Below are 18,929 nucleotides of genomic sequence, written 5' to 3' on the forward strand. Positions count from 1 at the left end.
CTCAGTCGTCGTCGCGTTCGTCGCGCACCGATTCGTGGTCGATGGTGACCTCGTGCGTGTGACGGCGCGAGCGTCGGTCGAAGACCAGTGCGATGACGGCGGCTATCGCCAAGAGGACGGGGATGCAGACGAGCAGCAGGAATCCGAAGACCTGACCGGTCGAGTACTCGACGCCGGTGTTGGGGCTGACCACCGACGACCCGTCGAACGAGAAGGTGAGGATCAGCGCCAGCAGGATGCCGACCGCCGCTCCCGCGGCGAGGAACACGCCGAACTTCGGCGCCCGTCGCACGCTCACGCGCTCGCTGCTGTGCTCATCCATGCCTTCCATCATCCCACTGCGGGGGCGGATGCGCTCCGCGTCGATCCCGGGGCGAGCGGAGCGAGACCGCTCGCGTTCACGGCCGCAGCGGCAGCAGGTCGGAGATGTCGGCGCGGGTGCCGGATGCCGCGATGCGGCCGGCGGCTGCGGCATCCGCCCACTGCTCCGAGCCCGTCGCGAGCGCTATCCACGTCGCAGGGTCGGTCTCGACCACGTTCGGCGGTGTGCCGCGCGTGTGCCGGGGGCCCTCGACGACCTGCACCGCGCCGAAAGGCGGCACGCGCACCTCGACCGAGTTGCCCGGCGCCTTCTCGACGAGCAGCTGCAGCAGGTACCGCACCGCTGTCGCGGTCACCGGGCGCGGCGCATCCCCGGCGCGCACGGCCGCGAGCGCCGCGCGGCCGTCGTCGGTGGTGATCCTCTTCGGCACAGGCCCAGCGTAGGCGGGGCGGGCGGGAAGGTCGCCTCGGTAGGCTGGCCGGGTGAGAATCCTGGTCCTCGGCTCGGGCGCGCGAGAGCACGCCATCATCCTCGCGCTGCGATCGGAGCGGGCGCCGCACGAGATCCTCGCCGCGCCCGGCAACGCCGGAATCGCCCGTGACGCGACCCTCGTCGACCTCGACCCGAACGACCCCGCGGCGGTCACCGCCTTCGCCAACGGCGAGCACGTCGACCTGGTCGTCATCGGCCCCGAAGCGCCACTGGTCGCCGGCGTCGCCGACGCGCTGCGCGAGCGCGGCATCCCGGTGTTCGGCCCGGGCAGGGCGGCCGCCCAACTCGAAGGATCGAAGACCTTCGCGAAGCGCGTGATGGATGCCGCAGGCGTGCCGACAGGCCGGGCGGTCCGCGCACAGACCCGGGCAGAGGTCGAGTCCGCCCTCGACGAACTCGGCGCCCCCCACGTCGTGAAGGCCGACGGGCTGGCCGCGGGCAAGGGCGTCATCGTCACCGACGACCGTGCGGCGGCCCTCGCGCACGCCGATCAGTACCTGTCGGGCGGCGCCGTGCTGGTCGAAGAGTTCCTCTCGGGACCCGAGGTCTCGCTGTTCTTCGTGAGCGACGGCGACCACGTCGTCGCCCTGACCCCCGCGCAGGATTACAAGCGCGCGCAGGACGGCGACGCGGGTCCGAACACGGGCGGCATGGGAGCCTATTCGCCGCTGCCGTGGCTCGCCGACACGTTCGGCGGCGAGGCCGCGTTCGTCGATCTGGTCACGACGCAGGTCGCCGAGCCCGTCATCCGGCAGCTCGACGCCGAGGGCACGCCGTTCATCGGTCTGCTCTACGCCGGGCTCATCGTGACCGAGCAGGGCGTGAAGGTCATCGAGTTCAACGCCCGCTTCGGCGATCCCGAGACCCAGGTGGTCCTCGCGCGACTGGCGACGCCGCTGTCCTCGCTGCTGATGTCCGCGGCATCCGGACACCTGGAAGACGAGCCGGCACCCGCGTTCGCCGAAGACGCGGCGGTCACCGTCGTCCTCGCCAGCGAGGGCTATCCCGACTCGCCGGTGACCGGCCGTGAGATCGAGGGAACCGATGCCGCGGCATCCGTCGAGGGCGTGCACCTCGCGCATGCGGCCACCGCCGAGCGCGACGGCGCGCTGGTGGCGACCGGCGGGCGCGTCCTCAATGTGGTCGCCCTCGGCACCACCTTCGCGCAGGCTCGCGACCGTGCCTACGAGGCGCTGGGGCGCATCCGCCTCGAAGGCTCGCACCATCGCACCGACATCGCGGCGCGCGCCGTCGAGGGCTGACGGTCAGAACGCCTCGGCGATCGTCACGCCGACCGGCGCCGTGACGAGGTCCTCGAGCCGCTCGAGCAGCAGCGTCACCGGCGCCCCCGCGCTGTGCGCGGCGAGCGCCTCGCGAGAGGCCCAGCGCTCGACCATGATGATCGTGCCGTCATCGGCGAGGTGCGGGTCGTACTGCAGGCATCCGTCCTCGGCGCGCACGGCGTCGAGTGCGGCCGACACCGCGGCCTTCGCGTCGTCGAGCCGATCGGGATGCGGGTGGATCACCGCGACCACGGCGACCTCGTCGTTCGGGTTCATGCGTCATTCCTCCACATCGTCGTGCGTTCCCTCCCGACCCTATGGGGCCGGGTCGCTCCAGCGCCGACCACGAACTTCGGAGATCGTCGCGGGTTTCGGAGCGGACCCGCAGTCCGACTCCGAGGTATGCGCGATTCTCCGAACTTCGTGTGCAATGTGGATGCCGCCGCCCCCCGCGTGCGCGGAGTCGGCGAGGATGGAGGGGTGACTGACCCCGGCATCCGCGAGTACGTGGGCGTGTACGACGCCGACGGCGGCGTTCGCGGTGAGGTCGCGTACGTCGTCGGGCACCTGCTGCGGATGCGGGAGTGCGCGCTGTGCGACATCACACACACGTGGCGGCGCAAGCCCGAATGGGACGCCATGGCCGCGCGGCTCGGCGTGCCGTTCACACTCGTCCACCGCAACGAGATCGACGACGACGCCGTGGCCGACGGTGTCGCCGGGTCGGGGCTGCCCGTGGTGCTGGGCCGCACCGATGACGGGTGGGCGGTCGTGCTCGACCGCGCTCAGCTCGAGAGCGCCGCGGGACGCGTGGACGTGTTCGAGGGGATCTTGACGGATGCCGCGCGGCGGGTCTGACCGCCCTGCGTCAGCTCTTGCTGCGGATGGATCGCAGCAGCCAGGCGATGATCGCGATCACGAGGATCACCAGTCCGAGCCACAGCAGGAACTTCACCGCCTCGACGAAGACTCCGAGCAGGAGCAGGACGATGCCGACGACGATCAGGATGATGAAGAGCGTTCCCATGCCGTCATCGTGACCTGCGGGCGAGATCGGGGCAACCACTTGACAAGTGCGCCCGCGGCGCACCGCGATAATGGGCAGGTGAGCGACACACCACAGGAACTGCCCGGCTGGCGACACGTCTACTCGGGCAAGGTGCGCGACCTCTACGACCGCGACGACGACGATCGGATGCTGGTGGTCGCCAGCGACCGGGTGAGCGCGTTCGACCACGTGCTGTCGCCGGGCATCCCCGGGAAGGGCGAGCTGCTCACGACGCTCAGCCTGTGGTGGTTCGATCAGCTGGCGGGGGGCGATGGCGGGCCGCGCATCCCCAACCACCTCGCAGCCTCGCACGACCTCACGCTGGGCCCTGACGGCGTCGCGAACACCGCCGACGATCTCGTCGATCTGGTTCCTGCGGCCGTCGCCGGGCGCGCGATGGTGGTCGAGCGGCTCGACATGCTTCCGGTGGAATGCGTCGTGCGCGGCTACCTCACGGGGTCGGGGTGGATCGAGTATCGGGCATCCGGCACCGTCTGCGGCATCCCGTTGCCCGCGGGCTTGACCGACGGCGACCGCCTGCCCGAGCCGATCTTCACGCCGGCCTACAAGGCGCCGATGGGCGAGCACGACGAGAACATCTCGTTCGACCAGACCGTCGAGTTGGTCGGTGCCGAGCAGGCCGAGGCGCTGCGCGCGCTCTCGCTCGACATCTACGGCCGCGCCTCGCGCACCGCCGAGGCGAAGGGCGTGATCCTCGCCGACACGAAGTTCGAGTTCGGCGTCGACGGCGCGGGGGTGCTGGTCCTCGCCGACGAGGTGCTCACCAGCGATTCGTCGCGGTACTGGGACGCCGCCGCCTGGCGTGAGGGCGAGACGCCGGCTGAGCGCATGGCGAGCTTCGACAAGCAGATCGTGCGCAACTGGCTCTCGGCGAACTGGGACAAGCACGGCACCCCGCCCGAGCTCCCCGTCGAGATCGTCGAGCGCACGGCGGCCCGCTACCGCGAGCTGCTGGAGCTGCTCACGCGCTGACGCGCGGTCAGCCGAGCAGCATCCGCTCGAGGTTCTCGATCGGGCCGTACCAGCCCTGCTCGAGCACCCACGCCTGCAGCAGGCGATCCCACCCGAGGGCCACCGCGATGCCGACGAAGACCAGCAACCCGCCGATCACGCGGCGGAACCAGCCGTGCGGGTCGGCGAGCCATCCGAGCCGACGCACGAGCGCCGTGCCGGCCAGCGCGATACCGAGCAGCGCACCGGCGAGGCCGATCGCATAGGCCGACACGTAGACGACTCCGGCCGCGAAGGTCGCCGGCAGCACCGTGGCGACGATGAGCGCGTACGTCGGCGAGCAGCTGCTGAACGCCGGCCCGAGCGCGGCGCCGAGCGCGATGTCGCCGGTCAGGCCCGACCGGCGATAGCCGCGGTCGAGCATGCGGCCGCCGCCCGCCTGCCAGCCGGCGGCGACGGTCACGCGCTCCCACGCGGCGGGGAAGAGCATGGTGAGCCCGAGCACCGCGACGATGACGCCCGAGATCGTGGTCCAGATCCAGGCGGGCACACCCAGGAGTGCGCTCGTCGCCTTCAGCAGCAGCGTGAACGCCACCACCGACACCGCGAGCGATGCGGCGATCACGAGCGGACGGAACCACCGCTTCTCGGCCACCGACGCGTCCGCCTCGGTGCGCGCCGCGGTTCCGCCGACGATGACGGGCAGCAGCGGAAGCACGCACGGCGCGAGCACCGTCAGCACGCCTGCCGCGAACGAGACCAGGGTGAGGGCGAGCATCAGCCCGAGAGGCCGAGGCCCGTGAGCGCCGTCGCGAGGGTCGGGTCGCTGTAGGGGACGAACGTCGCGACGGCCGCGCCCGAGTCGTCGAGGGCGACGACGGTGGTCTGCTGACGCACCTCGTACTGCTGACGCAGGGCCTGGTTGCTGTCGTAGTCGACCTTGAGGATCGTGACGCCGTCGGGTACGCCCTGCGCCTCGATGTCGTCCTCGAGGGCGTGGCACTGCGGGCACCACGAGGCGTGGAAGAACAGCACGCGCGTGCCCTCGGCATCGGCGAGCGCCTGCTCGGAGTAGTCGACGTAGGCGCCGGCGGTGGCCGTCTCGGTCTCGCCTTCGCCCCCATCGGCGGTGGGCTCGGATGCGGGTTCGCTGTCCTCGACGTCGGGGGTGGGTGCGGTCGTCGCGGTCTCGGCGGCCACCGGCTCGTCGTCACGGCCCGCGACGCTGACGGCGACGGCGGCTCCGACGCCGACCACGAGGACTCCGGCGATGACGAGACCGACCACGGCTGAACGCTTCATGTCTCCATCCTCATCGAGCGGCGCCGCGACCGCGCGCGGAAACGGTGACGGACCGGTGACGATCGCCGCGAAGTGCATGCATCGGAATAGACGACGGCCTCGGGAGGTTGAGTGCATCATGCCCGCTCTGGCTCCCGCCGACCGCCTCGCCGCCGACACCGCCATGGGTGCGGTGACCCTGCTGGTCGGCGATCTCGACGCGATGACCGCCTACTACCGCGACGTCGTCACCCTGCAGGTGCTGTCGGCCGATGTCGACTCGGTCACCCTCGGGCGGTCCGGTCGGCCGATCGTCGCCCTGCGACACGAGCCGGCGCTGCGCCACGCCGCCCCCGGCGCCCCCGGGCTCTACCACACGGCCATCCTGTTCGAATCGCAGACCGCTCTCGCCGCCGCGGTCTACAGCGTCGCCCGCCACGCCCCGCGCACGTTCACGGGGTCGGCCGACCATCTGGTGAGCCAGGCGTTCTACTTCACCGACCCCGAGGGCAACGGCGTCGAGCTGTACTGGGACCGCGTGCGCACCGACTGGTCGTGGATCCACGGTCAGGTCGAGATGGCGACGCTCGCCCTCGATCCGAACGCCTTCCTGAACGAGCACCTCACCGAGGCGGCCGCGACGGGCGCGACGGCCCGGGACGCGGCCTCCGTCGGCCACGTGCACCTGTCGGTCGGGGACGCGCGGACGGCCCGTTCCTTCTACGTCGACGCCCTCGGCTTCGACGAGACCCTGGCCTTCGGCGACTCGGCGCTGTTCGTCAGCGCCGGCGGCTACCACCACCACATGGCGATGAACGTGTGGCAGTCGCGCGGCGCGGGGCCGCGGATGCCCGCGCTCGGCCTCGGCCGCATCGATCTGGTGCTGCCCACCGGCGACGACCTCGGCGCGCTCGGCGAGCGGCTGCACCACCACGGCATCGCTGTGCGCGACGACGGCCGGACGGTCGCGTTCGACGACCCGTGGAGCAACGAGATCCTCGCGAGCGCCTGAGCCGCGAGCGCCGACCCACGATCTCGCTCAGACCGAGTCGCGGATGACGAGCTCGGTCTCGAGGATCGTGACGTGGCGCGGATGCCTGCCGGCCAGCAGGTCGATGAGGATTCCGGCCATCCGCTCCCCCTGCGCGAACGACGGCTGGCGCATCGTCGTGAGCTGCGGGGTCACGCTCGTGGCGACCGGGGAGTCGTCGAAGCCGATGATCGCGATGTCGTCGGGTACGCGGATGCCCGCGGACGCGAGCACCGTGAGCGCACCGCGCGCCATGAGGTCGCTCGCGATGAAGATGGCGTCGGGACGCTCGCCGCGCTCCAGGATGCGGCGCATCGCCGCCGCACCGCCCACCGCGGTGAAGTCGCCGTCCTCGACGGCGCCCTCCTCGATCCCCCACGCCGCAAGCGCCTCGCGGTAGCCGCGCAGCCGGTCGACGCCGGCAGGCATCGTGAGCGGACCGGTGATCGTGGCGATGCGGCGATGGCCGCGCTCGATCAGATAGACGGTGGCATCCCTGCCGCCCGCGGCGTTGTCGACGTCGACGTAGTAGTCGCGATCGCGTTCACGGACGGGTCGGCCACCGTAGACCACCGGCACCGCGGCGGCGATGCGGTCGATGTAGGTGTCGCTGGTGTGATGCGACACCACGATCGCCCCGTCGACGGCGCCGCTTCGCACATAGGTCGTCGTCTTGTCGCCGGGGTCGTCGCTCGCGATGAAGAGGTTCAGCACGTAGTCCGAGCGCTTCAGCCGTGCATTGATGCCCGATACGACCGACGCGAAGAACGGGTCGCCGAAGAACCGCGTGGTCTCTTCGGGAACGATCAACCCGATCGCATGCGTCTGCCGACTCGCCAGCGAGCGCGCCGCACGGTTCGGCACGTAGTTCAGATCGGCGATCGCGCGGTTCACCGCGGCGAGCGCCTCGGGGCTGACAGCGGTCGAGCCGTTGACCACGCGTGAGACGGTCGAGCGCGACACACCCGCGGCCGCGGCCACCTCTTCGATGGTCACCGCCCCCCGCATCGCATCGGTCGTCATGGGTCGATTCTTCCGCGTCAGAGCGAGGTGGGCTCGTCTATTGCGCGCGCGGCGATGATCCGCGCGTACTCGCGCGCGCTGTCCTTGAGCGTGCGCTCCTGCGTGTCGTAGTCGACGCGCACGATGCCGAATCGCTTCTCGTAGCCCCACGCCCACTCGAAGTTGTCGAGCAGCGACCAGTAGAAGTAGCCGCGCACGTCGACACCCTGATCGACGGCGTCGAGCGTCGCCGCGAGGTGGGCCCGGACGAAGTCGGCGCGGTCGGCGTCGTGCACCCTCAGCTCACCGTCGGCGACGACCGGCTCGTCGTCGTAGGCCGCGCCGTTCTCGGTGACGTGCAGGGCGGTTCCGGCAGGCCGTCCGTACTCCTCCCACACGCGGGTGAGCAGACGCGTGAGTCCCTCAGGCTGCACCTCCCAGTTCATAGGGGTGCGCTCGAGGCCGCGGTCGTGCCAGTGGATGCCGTCGTGCGACGGGAACGGAGAGGCCGTCTTCCGGTCGGTCGGGGCGTCGCCGCCGGTGATCGGTTCGGTGGGCGGGCGTCCGCCCACGTACTCGCCGTGGTAGTAGTTCACCCCGAGCGTGTCGATCGGAGACGACGTGACCGCGAGGTCTCCGTCGTGCACCGCCGCTTCGAAGGCGTCGACGGCCGCGGGATCGACCGCGCGGATGTCCTCGACGATGTCGGCGGGGTACGACCCGCGGAAGACGGGGTCGAGGAACCACCGGTTGAACTGTCCGTCGATCCGTCGCGCCGCGTCGAGGTCGGCGGCATCCGAGGGATCCACCGGGTCGGCGACGGTCAGGTTGAGCGTGATGCCGAGGTTCAGCGAGGCATCCCGGGACCGCAGCTCGCGGATGACCTGTCCGTGACCGAGAAGCAGGTGGTGGGATGCGAGCATCCCCTCCTCGACGCTGAAGTGCCCCGGCGCGTGGATGCCCGCCGTATAGCTGAGGAACGACGAGCACCACGGCTCGTTCAGCGTCGTCCACACGTTCACGCGGTCGCCGAGGGCGTCATGCATGTCGAGCGCGTACTCGGCGAACCGGTCGGCCGTCTCGCGCGAGGTCCAGCCGCCCTTGTCCTGCAACGCCTGCGGCAGATCCCAGTGGTACAGCGTGAGCCACGGCAGGATGCCGGCATCGAGCAGTTCGTCGACGAGACGCTTGTAGAAGTCGACGCCCTGGGGGTTGAGGGCACCGCCGTCGGGACGCACGCGCGACCACGACGTCGAGAACCGGTACGTCTGCAGTCCGAGCGCCTTCATCAGCGCGACGTCATCGGGGTAGCGGTGGTAGTGGTCGCACGCCACGTCGCCGTTGTCGGCGTTGATCACCGCGCCGGGGACGCGGCAGAAGGCATCCCAGATCGAGGCCCGGCGGCCGTCCTCGAAGGCCGCTCCTTCGATCTGGAAGGCGGCGGTGGCCGCCCCGAAGAGGAAACCTTCGGGGAACTGCCGGGGCGGGGTGACGGTCATCGAGACGGAGTCCTTCCCATGGGTGTCGACCATACTCAGCCCTTGACGGCCCCGGCCATGATGCCGCTGACCAGCTGCTTTCCGGCGAAGATGAACAGGATGAGCAGCGGGATCGTGGCGAGCACCACTCCGGCGAGCACGATGGAGTAGTCGACGAAGTAGTTCGACTGCAGCAGCGAGAGCGCCACGGGCAGCGTGGGGTTCTGGCGGTCGAGCACGATGAACGGCCAGAAGAAGTTGTTCCAGGCGCCCACGAACGTGAACAGGAAGAGCATGGCCGCGGCCGGCCGCGCGGCGACGACGCCGACGGTCCAGAACGTGCGGATCATCGATGCCCCGTCGACGCGGGCGGCCTCGATGAGCTCGTCGGGCACCGCCTGACGCAGGTACTGCGTCATCCAGAACACTCCGAACGCACTCGTGAGCGCGGGGATGATGATGGCGCCGATCTGGCCCGTCCAGCCGAGCTCCGAGAAGAGGATGTACAGCGGTACGACGCCCAGCTGCTGGGGGACGGCCATGGTCGCGACGACGAAGATCAGCAGAGCCGGTCCGCCGTGGAAGCGCAGCTTCGCGAACGCCCAGCCGGCCAGGGTCGAGGTGATGACCACGGCGGCGGCGATGAGGAACGAGCTGTAGATCGAGTTCCACAGCGCCGGCCAGAAGTTCACCGCCGGGTTGGAGACGACGGCGATGGCGTTGTCGATGAAGTTGCCACCCGGCCACCACGGCTTGGTGCGCAGCGACGACGCGTCGCCCGAGCCGATGATGAACGACCACCACAGCGGGAAGGCGCTCGCCGCGAAGACGACCCCGAGACCGGCGTAGACCCAGAAGCTGGGGCGTCGGCCGCGGATGTGGACGGTCTTCGCGTTGCGACGTCGTGCGCGCGCGTTGGGGATCTCGTCTTCGACGATCGCGAGGGGCGTGGGAGTGCCGAGGGTGCTCATCGCGTGCGCTCCTTCCGGCGGATGCGTCGCGACGGCTTCTCGGCTCGGAAGCCCTCGTCTCGCACCAGCGAACGGGTGATGAACAGGTTGATGAGACCGATCACCAGGATGATGATGAAGAGGATCCACGCCATGGCGGCGGCGCGACCGAAGTTCCACTGCCCCCAGCCGATGTCGTAGAGGTACAGGGTGACGGTGAGCCACTGCTGCGCGGCACCGCCTCGGCCGAACTGGTCGTACACGCGCGGTTCGTCGAAGATCTGCAGTCCGCCGATCGTCGAGGTGATGATGACGAAGATCAGCGTGGGCTTCAGCGACGGCAGCGTGATGCTCCAGAACTGGCGGAACGCACCGGCGCCGTCGACGGTCGCCGCCTCGTAGTACTCGCGGTTCACCGCCTGCATCGCCGCCAGCAGGATGAGGGCGTTGTACCCGGTCCAGCGGTAGTTCACCATCGTCGCGATCGCGACGTGGCTCCAGAACGGCTCCTTGTGCCAGCCGATGGGCTGCAGGCCGATCGCCTCGAGCGCGCCGTTGACGATGCCGAAGTTGTCGGCGAAGATCGCCGTGAAGATGAGGCCGACCGCGACGGGTGCGACGACGAACGGCAGGATGACGCTCATCCGCCAGAAGGTCTTGGCCCGGATGTTGCGATCGAGCATCGCCGCGATGAACAGCGCCAGGATGATCTGCGGGACGCTGGAGAGCACGAAGATGCTGAAGGTGTTGCGCAGCGCCGTCCAGAAGTGGGGCTGCGTCAGGATCCAGATGTACTGGTCGAATCCGACGAAGGTGCCCGAGTTGCGCACCAGATCCCAGTCCATGAACGAGATCACGGCGGTGTAGACGATCGGGAAGAGACCCACGATCGCGAACATGATGAAGAACGGCGAGATGTAGAGGTAGGGCGAGATCTTCAGATCCCACCGGCTGAGCTTCTGCGAGAACGAGAGCACACGGACGCGGCGCGGCGGGGGCGCGTCATCCGATGACCCTCGCTGGGTCGCGGCGCGGTCGTCGATGGCGGTCACGGGGACTCCTCGGTCGGGGGTGGAGACGATCTCGGGCGGCGGCAGCGTGCGCCGCCGCCGCCCGAGATCAGGACACTAGAAGGCCGAAACCTCAGTGACCCAGGTGTCCCAGCTGGTCTCCTGGTCCTCGAGGCCGTCGAAGACGCGGGTCACCGCGTTCTGCAGCGCATCGTGGAACTGGAAGTACTTCGGACCCTTGTAGGGCGCGACCGTGATGGCCTCGGCGCGTGCGGTGAGGATCTCACCGGTGGGCGCGTCGTTGAAGTACTCGTTGGTGGCCGCCGCGAGCTCGGGGCTCTCGAGCGCCTCGATCTGGCTCGGGAAGGTGCCGGCGTTCGCGAACGCCTGCAGCTGCGTCTCGGGCGACGTCAGCCACGCGGCCAGCTCGGCCGCGGCGTCCACGTTCGCGCCGTTGGCGGGCACGACCAGGTACGATCCACCCCAGTTGCCGCCGCCGCCGGGGAAGGCGTCGGCGATGTCCCACCCGGTGGTCTCGGGCGCGTTGCCCGAGATCACGCCGAGCATCCAGCCCGGGCACAGCATGGCGGCGAACTCGCCACCGGCGAGGGAGGCGAACCAGTCCTCGCTCCACTGACCCGAGTAGGCGGCGATCGGGACGGCCCGCTCGACGACCGTGTCGTACGCGTCGCGCACCTGGGGGTTCTCAGTCGCGATGATGGCGCCGTCGGGCTCTTCGTACGTGTACTCGAGCTGGTTCATGATGCCCTGGAGCACCGCGTTGGCCGAGTCGATGAACGGCTCGCCGGTCGCCTCCATGTACTGCTCGCCGACCGCGAAGAAGTCGTCCCACGTGCCGAACAGGGCGCCGACCTCGGCACGATCGGTCGGCAGGCCCGCGGCCTCGAACAGGTCGGCGCGGTAGCAGATGCCCTGGGGGCCGATGTCGGTGCCGTAGGCCACGAGGTTGCCGGCCTGGTCGGTCGCGGAAGCTTCCTTCCAGTCGAGCCAGCGACCCTTGACGTCGTCGCCGGCGGGCGCCAGCAGGTCGGCGTACTGCATCATCTCGGCGAACCAGTCGATCTCGACCGCCTCGACGTCGGCGAGGCCCGACTTTCCGAGCTTCTGGAAGAAGTTGGCGCGGGCGTCGTTCGACGTCGCCGCCTTGTTGTGCACGACCTCGATGCCGGTCTCGGCGGTGAACTCGGCGAGGAGCTCATCGGTGTAGCCGAAGTCGTTGAAGGTGGCGAGGGTCAGCGTGACCGGCTCGTCGGGGTCGGTCGTGGCGTCGCCGCCTCCGCTGCCGGCACAGCCGGCGAGGACGATCGCGGATGCGCCGAAGGCGGCGACCGCCGCAGCGCTCCTGCGGAATGCGCGTGAGTTCACTGTCACTCCTTTGTGTTGTACAGGTCGTGTGTTGCAGGTTCGAACCCCGAGAAGGGATGCCTCGAGGTCATGTCATGGGAGCGTTCCCACCGGACGAGGCAACCGTATGAGATCGCTCCCACGACTGTCAAGGGAGCGCTCCCACGAACGGATCACGGTTCGGTCACGACCGCAGGAGCAGACCTCTAGAATTGGGCCATGCCCACGATCGTCGTCGACGTCATGCCCAAGGCCGAACTCCTCGACCCCCAGGGGAAGGCCGTCGCCGGCGCTCTCTCCCGCCGCGGCGAGGAGTCGTTCACGTCGGTGCGCATCGGCAAGCGGTTCGAGCTCACCGTCGAAGGAGAAGTGGACGAGACGGTGCTCGCGGCCGCGCGTCGTGTCGCCGACGAGGTGCTCTCGAACTCGGTGATCGAAGACGTCGTCGGGCTCGAGGTGGTGGAGTGACCACGCGCGTCGGGGTCATCACGTTCCCCGGGTCGCTCGACGAACGCGACGCACAGCGCGCGATCCGCCTGGCGGGCGCCGAGCCGGTGCCGCTGTGGCACGGCTCGCATGATCTCGAAGGCGTCGATGCGCTCGTCCTGCCCGGCGGCTTCAGCTACGGCGACTACCTGCGCGCCGGCGCGATCGCCGCCCTCGCGCCGATCATGGCCGAGGTCAAGGATGCCGCCGCGAACGGCATGCCCGTGCTGGGCATCTGCAACGGCTTCCAGATGCTCGTCGAGGCCCACCTGCTGCCCGGCGGCTTGATCCGCAACGCCCACCAGCAGTTCATCCGACGCGACCAGCGGCTGCGCGTCGAGAATGCCGACACCGCCTGGACGAGGGGTTTCGAGCAGGGCCAGGAGATCGTCATCCCGCTCAAGAACGCCGACGGCGGCTACATCTGCTCGGCTGAGACGCTCGCGCGCGTCGAAGGCGAGGGTCTCGTGGCGTTCCGCTACCTGGGCGTGAATCCGAACGGATCACTCGACGACATCGCCGGACTCACCAACACCGCGGGCAACGTGGTCGGGCTCATGCCGCATCCCGAGCACGCGGTCGAACCGGGGTTCGGCCCCGATACGGATGCCGCGATGCGCTCGGGCGTCGACGGGCTCACGTTCTTCACGTCGGCCGTGTCGACCGTGGTGGCTGCGGCCGCCTGACGCGTCGCTTACACGGTTCCGGCGGGCGGCCAGACCCCGATGATGATCGCCATCACGAGCACGGTCACCAGCTCGTGCGCGATGTTGAGCACCGTGAGCGACGTCGGCCGCCCCTCGAACTGGTCGTGGGTGATGAAGCGGGCGGCGGTGAAGCCGGCCCACAGCAGCACGCCGGTCACGATGGCGCCCGCGAAGTAGCCGCCCCCGTAGAAATGCCACGCGATGGTCGTCGCGCCGGCGAGCACCCACGCCGTGCCGAAGCTGACGAACACCGTCACGATGATCGGCATCCATGCCTGCACCGCCGTCTTCTCGGCGAACATGTCGACCTTCGCGAGTTTCGCCCACCGGTTTCCGAACACCTTCGGCGTGTACCAGATCGAACCGACCACCATGCTCGACAGCGTCGCCAGCATCACGGCCCAGTAGTTGATCTCGGGAATCTGCATCTCGGCCTCCTCGCGGCCCCTGCCGCTCGACCTGAGGTTATCGGCATCGCCGAACGCGCGCCCGTACCTCGCCGGTAGCGTGGAGGGGTGTCCGACTCCCCGCGCCTCGTCGTCTCCGTGCCCACCGATCAGCTCGCCCACGACCTCGCGCCACTCCCCGACGGCGTCGAACTGCTGGTGTGGTCGATGGATGCCGCGTCCCCCCGCGAACGGATCGACCTGGTCGTTCCGCCGTACATGACGGTCGACCGCATCCTGCCGCGCCTCGAGGGGGTGTCGACTCGACTCGTGCAGAGCCAGTCGATCGGATACGAAGGCGTGGCGGATCAGCTGCCCGCCGGCCTCGCGTTCGCCAACGCCGCGAGCGTGCACGAGGCCTCGACCGCCGAGCTCGCGGTGGCGCTGATACTCGCCGCTCAGCGCCGCATCCCGACCTTCGTGCGCGCACAGGACGAGGGCCGCTGGCTGCCCGAGTTCGCCGCGAGCCTCGCCGACCGCCGCGTGCTGCTGCTGGGCTTCGGCGGAGTCGGAAAGGCGATCGCCGCGCGCCTGCGTCCGTTCGAGGTCGAGCTCACGGCGGCGGCCCGCACCGCTCGCGAGGAGGACGGCCTGACCGTGAGCGCGATCGAGGACCTGCCGTCACTGCTGCCCGAGACCGAGATCCTGGTGGTGTCGTTGCCCGGCGGCGATGAGACGCGCGGCATCATCGACGACGCGGCGCTGTCGGCCCTGCCCGACGGTGCGCTCGTCGTCAACGTCGGTCGCGGGCCGCTCATCGACACCGACGCGCTGGTGGATCACGTCTCGCGGGGGCGGCTGCGCACCGCCCTCGACGTCACAGACCCCGAGCCCCTGCCCGAGGGGCATCCGCTGTGGTCGACGCCGGGCGCCCTGATCGTGCCGCACGTCGGAGGGGCATCGACCGCGATGCGCCCTCGCATCGCCCGTCTCGTCCGCCGCCAGATCGACCGGATGCTGGCCGACGAGCCGCCGCTCAACGTCGTCATCGACACGCGCTGACCATCAAGGCGGCCGTCGCACCCATCCATCCCGGGGCCTACACCGGCGCTCTGCGCGGGGAGCACATCACTCACATCGTATGAGGCTCGCGCGGGTCGCGCACGATAGCCTCGCGCCGTATCGCGTGGAGCCGTGGGACTGACACAAGGAGAGAGATGAGTGATTCGGTGAGTGCTGACACGATCGCGACCACCGGGGTCAGCCCCGGTATGGCGATCGTCGTCGAGGGGATCCCCAACCTGCGCGATGTGGGCGGATGGCCGACGGACGGCGGACGGGTGAGGACGGGCGCTGTCTACCGGTCGGCGGAGTTCTCCGCCCTCGCGGGCAGCGCTGCCGACAAGTTCAGCGAGCTCGGCATCCGCGCTGTGTACGACCTGCGCACCGCCGACGAGCGGGCTGCAAACGCCAACGTCGTGCCTCAGGGCACCGAGTACATCGTGTTCGACATCCTCGCCGATCGGCCCGGCGCCGGCCCGGCGCAGATGCTCCAGGTGCTGAGCGACCCAGCGGCGGCCGAGAAGCTCCTCGGCGACGGGAAGGCGGTGAAGATGTTCGAACAGAGCTATCGACAGTTCCTCAGCCTGCCCAGCGCCATAACCGGCTACCGTCAGTTCTTCACGCTCCTCGCCGAGAAGGAGCACAGGCCCGCGCTCTTCCACTGCACGACCGGGAAGGACCGCACCGGATGGGCGGCGGCAGCCCTGCTCATGATGCTCGGGGTCGGTGACGACGACGTGCGTGCGGACTACCTGCTCACGAACGACTCCCTGGTTCCTGCGCTGCAGCCGATGGTCGACAGGTTCGCTTCCATCGGCGGCGACCCGGAGTTGCTCGCTCCTGTCATCGGGGTCCGAGAAGAGTACCTGGACGCCGCGCGGTCCGAGATGCAGTCCCGATTCGGCGACGTCGAAACCTACTTCTCGAAAGGCCTCGGTCTGAGCTCGGGCACGATCGACGCGCTGCGCGCCGATCTGGTGGTGAGCGCATGAGCGATCTCACGGCAGTCGACATCCTGCTGCAACCCGATGCGGCGATGCTCGCGCGCACGGACCGAGAGAATGCCCGGATGCTCGAGAGCATCCCCAGCCCTCCGGGCTTCCACCTCGACGAGCACCATCAGCCCCACATCACCACGCTGCAGCGATACCTGCGGACGGACTCGCTCGATGACGCCTACGCCGCGATCGAACGCGTCCTGGCCAGTCTCGATCTGAGGACCCTGTCCTTCACGGCGCATGCCATCGCCCACCTGGAGGTCCAGCCGGGTGTCGGTCTGGCCGCCATCGTCGTGACGCCGGGCCCCGAGGTACTGGACTTCCAGTCCAAGCTCATCGACGCGCTCGCTCCGTTCGTCGGCCACGGTGGCACGGCCGAGGCCTTCGTGCGAACGGAAGCCGAGCCCGACATCAACGAGGCGACGCGCTCCTACGTCGAGAGCTACGTTCCCGACCGCAGCGGCGACAAGTACATCGCGCATGTCACGGTCGGCCTGGCGAAGATCGCCGACCTGACCCGCATGGAAGCGGAGCCGTTCGAGCCCCTCACCTTCGCGGCGACAGGCGTGAGCATCTACCGGCTCGGAAACAACGGAACGGCAGCCGCTCAGCTCAAGAGCTTCTCGTAGCATCGGCTTCCCGCGAGCGCGCGGGCGGCACCACCGCTGAACAGACACCGTCAGGAGTGTGCATGTCCGCGCTCGCGAAAGTCATCCCGCCGTGGATGCGAGAGTACAAGGCAGGCTGGCTCCCTGCCGACATCATCGCCGGTGTCACCCTCGCCGCGATCGCCATTCCCGAGGTCATGGGATACACGTCGATCGCGCAGACGCCTGTGATCACCGGGCTCTACACGATCATCTTCCCCACGCTGGTGTTCGCGCTGCTCGGTTCGTCGCGACTGCTCGTCGTCGGTGCGGACTCGGCGACTGCGGCGATCCTCGCAGCCGGCCTCGCGGGCATCGGGATCGCGGGCCTCTCACCGAACACGACGGAATGGGTGGCGTGGACCAGCCTGATCGCTCTCGTGTGCGGTGGTCTGCTCGTGCTCGCACGCCTGCTCAGACTCGGTTTCCTCGGCGACTTCCTCAGCGCATCCGTGCTCATCGGCTTCCTGACGGGAGTCGGCATCCAGGTGCTCACGGGTCAGCTGCCGGACATGCTCGGCATCAGCAAGGGCAGTGGAAACTGGTTCGAGCAGCAGTGGAACACGATCACTCACGTTGTGGATGCGAACATCTGGGCGGTGTCGTTCGCCGCGGGGACCCTGGTGATCATCGTCGGATGCAAGCTGATCAGTCCGAAGATCCCCGGTGCCGTCATCGCCGTGATCCTCTCGATCATCGTCTCGACGATGGTGAACGCGTCTGAGATGCTCGGCGTCGCCGTCATCGGCCCCGTGCAGGGCGGTCTGCCGCCCATCGGCCTGCCGCAGGACATCAACCTGGGGGACATCCCGGCGGTCATGGGGGTCGCGCTCTCGTGCTTCTTCCTGATCATCGCCCAGAGCGCCGCCACATCACGAAGCTTCGCCATGAAGCACGGCCAGCGCGTCGATGTCAACCGCGACATCGTCGGACTCGCAGGCGCGAACTTCGCGGCCGGCCTCACCGGGACGTTCGTCGTCAACGGCAGCCCGACCAAGACGGAGATCCTCGATCAGCAGAACGGTCGCAGCCAGATGGCGAACATCACGATGTCGATCGTCGTGCTGCTCGTCGTGCTCTTCCTGACCCCGTTCCTCACGAACATGCCCGTCGCCGTCCTGGCGGCGATCGTCTTCATGATCGGACTGAGTCTTGTCGACATCAAGGGACTCGCCCGCATCCGCGCTGCCCGTGTCAGTGAATTCGTGATCGCGTGTGTCACGGCCATCGTCGTGTTCGGCTGGGGCGTGGAGCAGGGAATCATCCTCGCGATCATCCTGTCGATCGTCGAGCTCGTGCGTCGGGCGTACTCGCCGCGCGACTTCCTCATCGGTGAGGACAAGCAGGGTTCGCCGACCTACGTGCCCGCCGCCGAGGGAGCGCAGAGCCTCCCCGGCCTCATCCTGTTCCGCTTCGACGCCCGGCTGTTCTATGCGAACGCCAGCCTGTTCGTGGACGACATCCGGGGACTCATCGACCACGCCCCCGAGCCGGTGAAGTGGCTCGTCCTCGACTGCTCCTCGATCGGCGACATCGACTACTCGGCGAGTCTCAACCTCGCCGACCTGATCACGGCGCTGCACGACGAGAACCGAGTCTTCGCGCTCGCGGCGGTCGACCCGATGCTCATGGAGGATCTGCATGCGTACCGCACGTTGGAATCCTTCGACAACGCGCACATCTACCCGACCATAGAAGACTCGATCGCCGCGTTCCGGGCCGCGTCGCGAGCCGAGTGAGCCGTCAGGTAGCCGACCCCCGTCGGCCTCGGTGCCGTGGCGGGCATCACGGGCGGACGTCGACGTCGTCGCCGCTCCAGAGGTCGCCGCACTCGACCTCGACAGCCCCGTGGGCGACCAGGTAGGCGCGCGCACCGCGGTCGCCGCAGAGCCCGTCGGCGAGTGCCGAGAAGTGATGTCGGCCGACCACGGCCGGGTGTCCCGGGTGACGGCCGTAGACCGCCTGGACCAGCGCACCCCGGGCCGTGTCCGTGTCGGGACCCACGGCGGCGAGCACTCGCGCGACGGCACTCGAGGGTGTGTCGGGGGTGTCGACGGGCACGATGACCAGCACGTCGCACTCCCGATCGGCGGCGGCGTGCACACCCGCGCGCAGGCTCGTGCCGAGCCCCGCGCTCCAGTCGGGCACGACAACGGCTGCTGCCTCCGCCGGGATGAGCTCCGTCACCTCGCCGCGGCGCGCCCCCACGGTGACGAGCAGGTCGTCGCAGCCGCCGGCGCGCAGCATCCGCACCGCGCGGGCGACCCACGGCTCACCGTTCGACGTCCGCGCGAGGGCCTTGGGTCCGCCGAATCGCGCCCCGCCGCCGGCGGCGAGCACGAGCCCGCACACGCGCATCCGCACCTCCGAGATCGCCCGACGTGTCACGACAGCGTATTCCGCCGGAAAC

23 protein-coding genes are annotated in these 18,929 nt (G+C 69.3%); 10 read left to right on the forward strand and 13 right to left on the reverse strand.

Annotated features, from left to right (window positions below):
* Position 1: 1 nt before the first annotated feature.
* Together ABD663_RS09825 and ABD663_RS09830 are read right to left on the reverse strand one after the other, a co-directional pair.
* Positions 2-322, reverse strand: a complete 321-nt coding sequence (locus ABD663_RS09825; RefSeq protein ID WP_344737971.1) for a potassium transporter Trk — start codon at positions 320-322, stop codon at positions 2-4.
* A gap of 76 nt (positions 323-398) precedes the next feature.
* Positions 399-752: a sterol carrier family protein gene (locus tag ABD663_RS09830; protein WP_344737973.1), complete on the reverse strand. Its 354-nt coding sequence runs from the start codon at positions 750-752 to the stop codon at positions 399-401.
* 52 nt (positions 753-804) lie between these two features.
* Between ABD663_RS09830 and purD the strand changes: the two genes are divergently transcribed.
* The gene (gene purD, locus ABD663_RS09835; protein ID WP_344737976.1) at positions 805-2,076 is read left to right on the forward strand and encodes a phosphoribosylamine--glycine ligase; all 1,272 of its coding nucleotides are present in this window, start codon (positions 805-807) and stop codon (positions 2,074-2,076) included.
* Between the two features lie 3 nt (positions 2,077-2,079).
* Here the strand turns inward: purD and ABD663_RS09840 are convergent, their stop codons facing one another.
* Positions 2,080-2,373 (reverse strand): putative quinol monooxygenase, encoded by a 294-nt coding sequence (locus tag ABD663_RS09840; protein WP_344737979.1) that lies wholly within the window; start codon positions 2,371-2,373, stop codon positions 2,080-2,082.
* A gap of 204 nt (positions 2,374-2,577) precedes the next feature.
* On the opposite strand from ABD663_RS09840, the gene ABD663_RS09845 reads away from it, so the two are divergent.
* A complete protein-coding gene (locus ABD663_RS09845) occupies positions 2,578-2,955 on the forward strand; it encodes a hypothetical protein (RefSeq protein ID WP_344737982.1) in 378 nt (125 codons plus the stop codon).
* A 10-nt stretch (positions 2,956-2,965) separates the two neighbouring features.
* Here the strand turns inward: ABD663_RS09845 and ABD663_RS09850 are convergent, their stop codons facing one another.
* The gene (locus ABD663_RS09850) at positions 2,966-3,124 is read right to left on the reverse strand and encodes a hypothetical protein (RefSeq protein WP_344737985.1); all 159 of its coding nucleotides are present in this window, start codon (positions 3,122-3,124) and stop codon (positions 2,966-2,968) included.
* Between the two features lie 78 nt (positions 3,125-3,202).
* Between ABD663_RS09850 and ABD663_RS09855 the strand changes: the two genes are divergently transcribed.
* Entirely contained in the window at positions 3,203-4,138 is a 936-nt protein-coding gene (locus ABD663_RS09855; RefSeq protein WP_344737987.1) for a phosphoribosylaminoimidazolesuccinocarboxamide synthase, read from the forward strand.
* Between the two features lie 7 nt (positions 4,139-4,145).
* On the opposite strand, the gene ABD663_RS09860 is transcribed toward ABD663_RS09855, so the two are convergent.
* Together ABD663_RS09860 and ABD663_RS09865 are read right to left on the reverse strand one after the other, a co-directional pair.
* A complete protein-coding gene (locus ABD663_RS09860; RefSeq protein WP_344737989.1) occupies positions 4,146-4,895 on the reverse strand; it encodes a cytochrome c biogenesis CcdA family protein in 750 nt (249 codons plus the stop codon).
* Positions 4,895-5,419 (reverse strand): thioredoxin family protein, encoded by a 525-nt coding sequence (locus ABD663_RS09865; RefSeq protein ID WP_344737991.1) that lies wholly within the window; start codon positions 5,417-5,419, stop codon positions 4,895-4,897. Before ABD663_RS09865 ends, ABD663_RS09860 begins: the two co-directional genes overlap by 1 nt.
* 118 nt (positions 5,420-5,537) lie before the next feature.
* Between ABD663_RS09865 and ABD663_RS09870 the strand changes: the two genes are divergently transcribed.
* The gene (locus tag ABD663_RS09870) at positions 5,538-6,410 is read left to right on the forward strand and encodes a VOC family protein (protein ID WP_344737993.1); all 873 of its coding nucleotides are present in this window, start codon (positions 5,538-5,540) and stop codon (positions 6,408-6,410) included.
* A gap of 27 nt (positions 6,411-6,437) precedes the next feature.
* On the opposite strand, the gene ABD663_RS09875 is transcribed toward ABD663_RS09870, so the two are convergent.
* From ABD663_RS09875 to ABD663_RS09895, 5 genes are all read right to left on the reverse strand, one after another.
* A complete protein-coding gene (locus ABD663_RS09875; RefSeq protein ID WP_344737995.1) occupies positions 6,438-7,451 on the reverse strand; it encodes a LacI family DNA-binding transcriptional regulator in 1,014 nt (337 codons plus the stop codon).
* Between the two features lie 17 nt (positions 7,452-7,468).
* Positions 7,469-8,962 (reverse strand): GH1 family beta-glucosidase, encoded by a 1,494-nt coding sequence (locus tag ABD663_RS09880; protein WP_344737997.1) that lies wholly within the window; start codon positions 8,960-8,962, stop codon positions 7,469-7,471.
* Between the two features lie 2 nt (positions 8,963-8,964).
* A complete protein-coding gene (locus tag ABD663_RS09885) occupies positions 8,965-9,879 on the reverse strand; it encodes a carbohydrate ABC transporter permease (protein ID WP_344737999.1) in 915 nt (304 codons plus the stop codon).
* A complete protein-coding gene (locus tag ABD663_RS09890; RefSeq protein WP_425561775.1) occupies positions 9,876-10,910 on the reverse strand; it encodes a carbohydrate ABC transporter permease in 1,035 nt (344 codons plus the stop codon). Before ABD663_RS09890 ends, ABD663_RS09885 begins: the two co-directional genes overlap by 4 nt.
* Positions 10,911-10,985: 75 nt before the next feature.
* Complete coding sequence (locus ABD663_RS09895; protein ID WP_344738002.1) at positions 10,986-12,254, reverse strand: ABC transporter substrate-binding protein; 1,269 nt, start codon at positions 12,252-12,254, stop codon at positions 10,986-10,988.
* A gap of 198 nt (positions 12,255-12,452) precedes the next feature.
* Here ABD663_RS09895 and ABD663_RS09900 point away from each other — a divergent pair, with 198 nt between their 5' ends.
* Both ABD663_RS09900 and purQ read left to right on the forward strand, forming a co-directional pair.
* Entirely contained in the window at positions 12,453-12,701 is a 249-nt protein-coding gene (locus ABD663_RS09900; protein WP_344738004.1) for a phosphoribosylformylglycinamidine synthase subunit PurS, read from the forward strand.
* Positions 12,698-13,405: a phosphoribosylformylglycinamidine synthase subunit PurQ gene (gene purQ / locus ABD663_RS09905; protein WP_344738006.1), complete on the forward strand. Its 708-nt coding sequence runs from the start codon at positions 12,698-12,700 to the stop codon at positions 13,403-13,405. The genes ABD663_RS09900 and purQ overlap by 4 nt, the downstream gene beginning before the upstream one ends.
* An 8-nt stretch (positions 13,406-13,413) precedes the next feature.
* Here the strand turns inward: purQ and ABD663_RS09910 are convergent, their stop codons facing one another.
* Positions 13,414-13,854 (reverse strand): DUF1761 domain-containing protein, encoded by a 441-nt coding sequence (locus tag ABD663_RS09910; RefSeq protein ID WP_344738008.1) that lies wholly within the window; start codon positions 13,852-13,854, stop codon positions 13,414-13,416.
* An 87-nt stretch (positions 13,855-13,941) separates the two neighbouring features.
* Between ABD663_RS09910 and ABD663_RS09915 the strand changes: the two genes are divergently transcribed.
* The 4 genes from ABD663_RS09915 to ABD663_RS09930 all read left to right on the forward strand — a co-directional run bounded on the left by ABD663_RS09915 (position 13,942) and on the right by ABD663_RS09930 (position 18,258).
* Positions 13,942-14,874, forward strand: coding sequence for a 2-hydroxyacid dehydrogenase (locus ABD663_RS09915; protein ID WP_344738011.1), 933 nt, complete (start codon positions 13,942-13,944; stop codon positions 14,872-14,874).
* A gap of 167 nt (positions 14,875-15,041) precedes the next feature.
* Positions 15,042-15,866: a tyrosine-protein phosphatase gene (locus ABD663_RS09920; protein ID WP_344738013.1), complete on the forward strand. Its 825-nt coding sequence runs from the start codon at positions 15,042-15,044 to the stop codon at positions 15,864-15,866.
* On the forward strand, positions 15,863-16,501 hold the full coding sequence (locus ABD663_RS09925; RefSeq protein ID WP_344738015.1) for a 2'-5' RNA ligase family protein: 639 nt from the start codon (positions 15,863-15,865) through the stop codon (positions 16,499-16,501). The genes ABD663_RS09920 and ABD663_RS09925 overlap by 4 nt, the downstream gene beginning before the upstream one ends.
* A gap of 62 nt (positions 16,502-16,563) precedes the next feature.
* Entirely contained in the window at positions 16,564-18,258 is a 1,695-nt protein-coding gene (locus tag ABD663_RS09930) for a SulP family inorganic anion transporter (protein ID WP_344738017.1), read from the forward strand.
* Positions 18,259-18,304: 46 nt separating this feature from the next.
* On the opposite strand, the gene ABD663_RS09935 is transcribed toward ABD663_RS09930, so the two are convergent.
* A complete protein-coding gene (locus tag ABD663_RS09935; RefSeq protein ID WP_344738019.1) occupies positions 18,305-18,907 on the reverse strand; it encodes a nucleotidyltransferase family protein in 603 nt (200 codons plus the stop codon).
* Between the last annotated feature and the right edge of the window lie 22 nt (positions 18,908-18,929).

The sequence above is a fragment of the Microbacterium awajiense genome (assembly GCF_039536545.1).
Lineage (GTDB): Bacteria > Actinomycetota > Actinomycetes > Actinomycetales > Microbacteriaceae > Microbacterium > Microbacterium awajiense.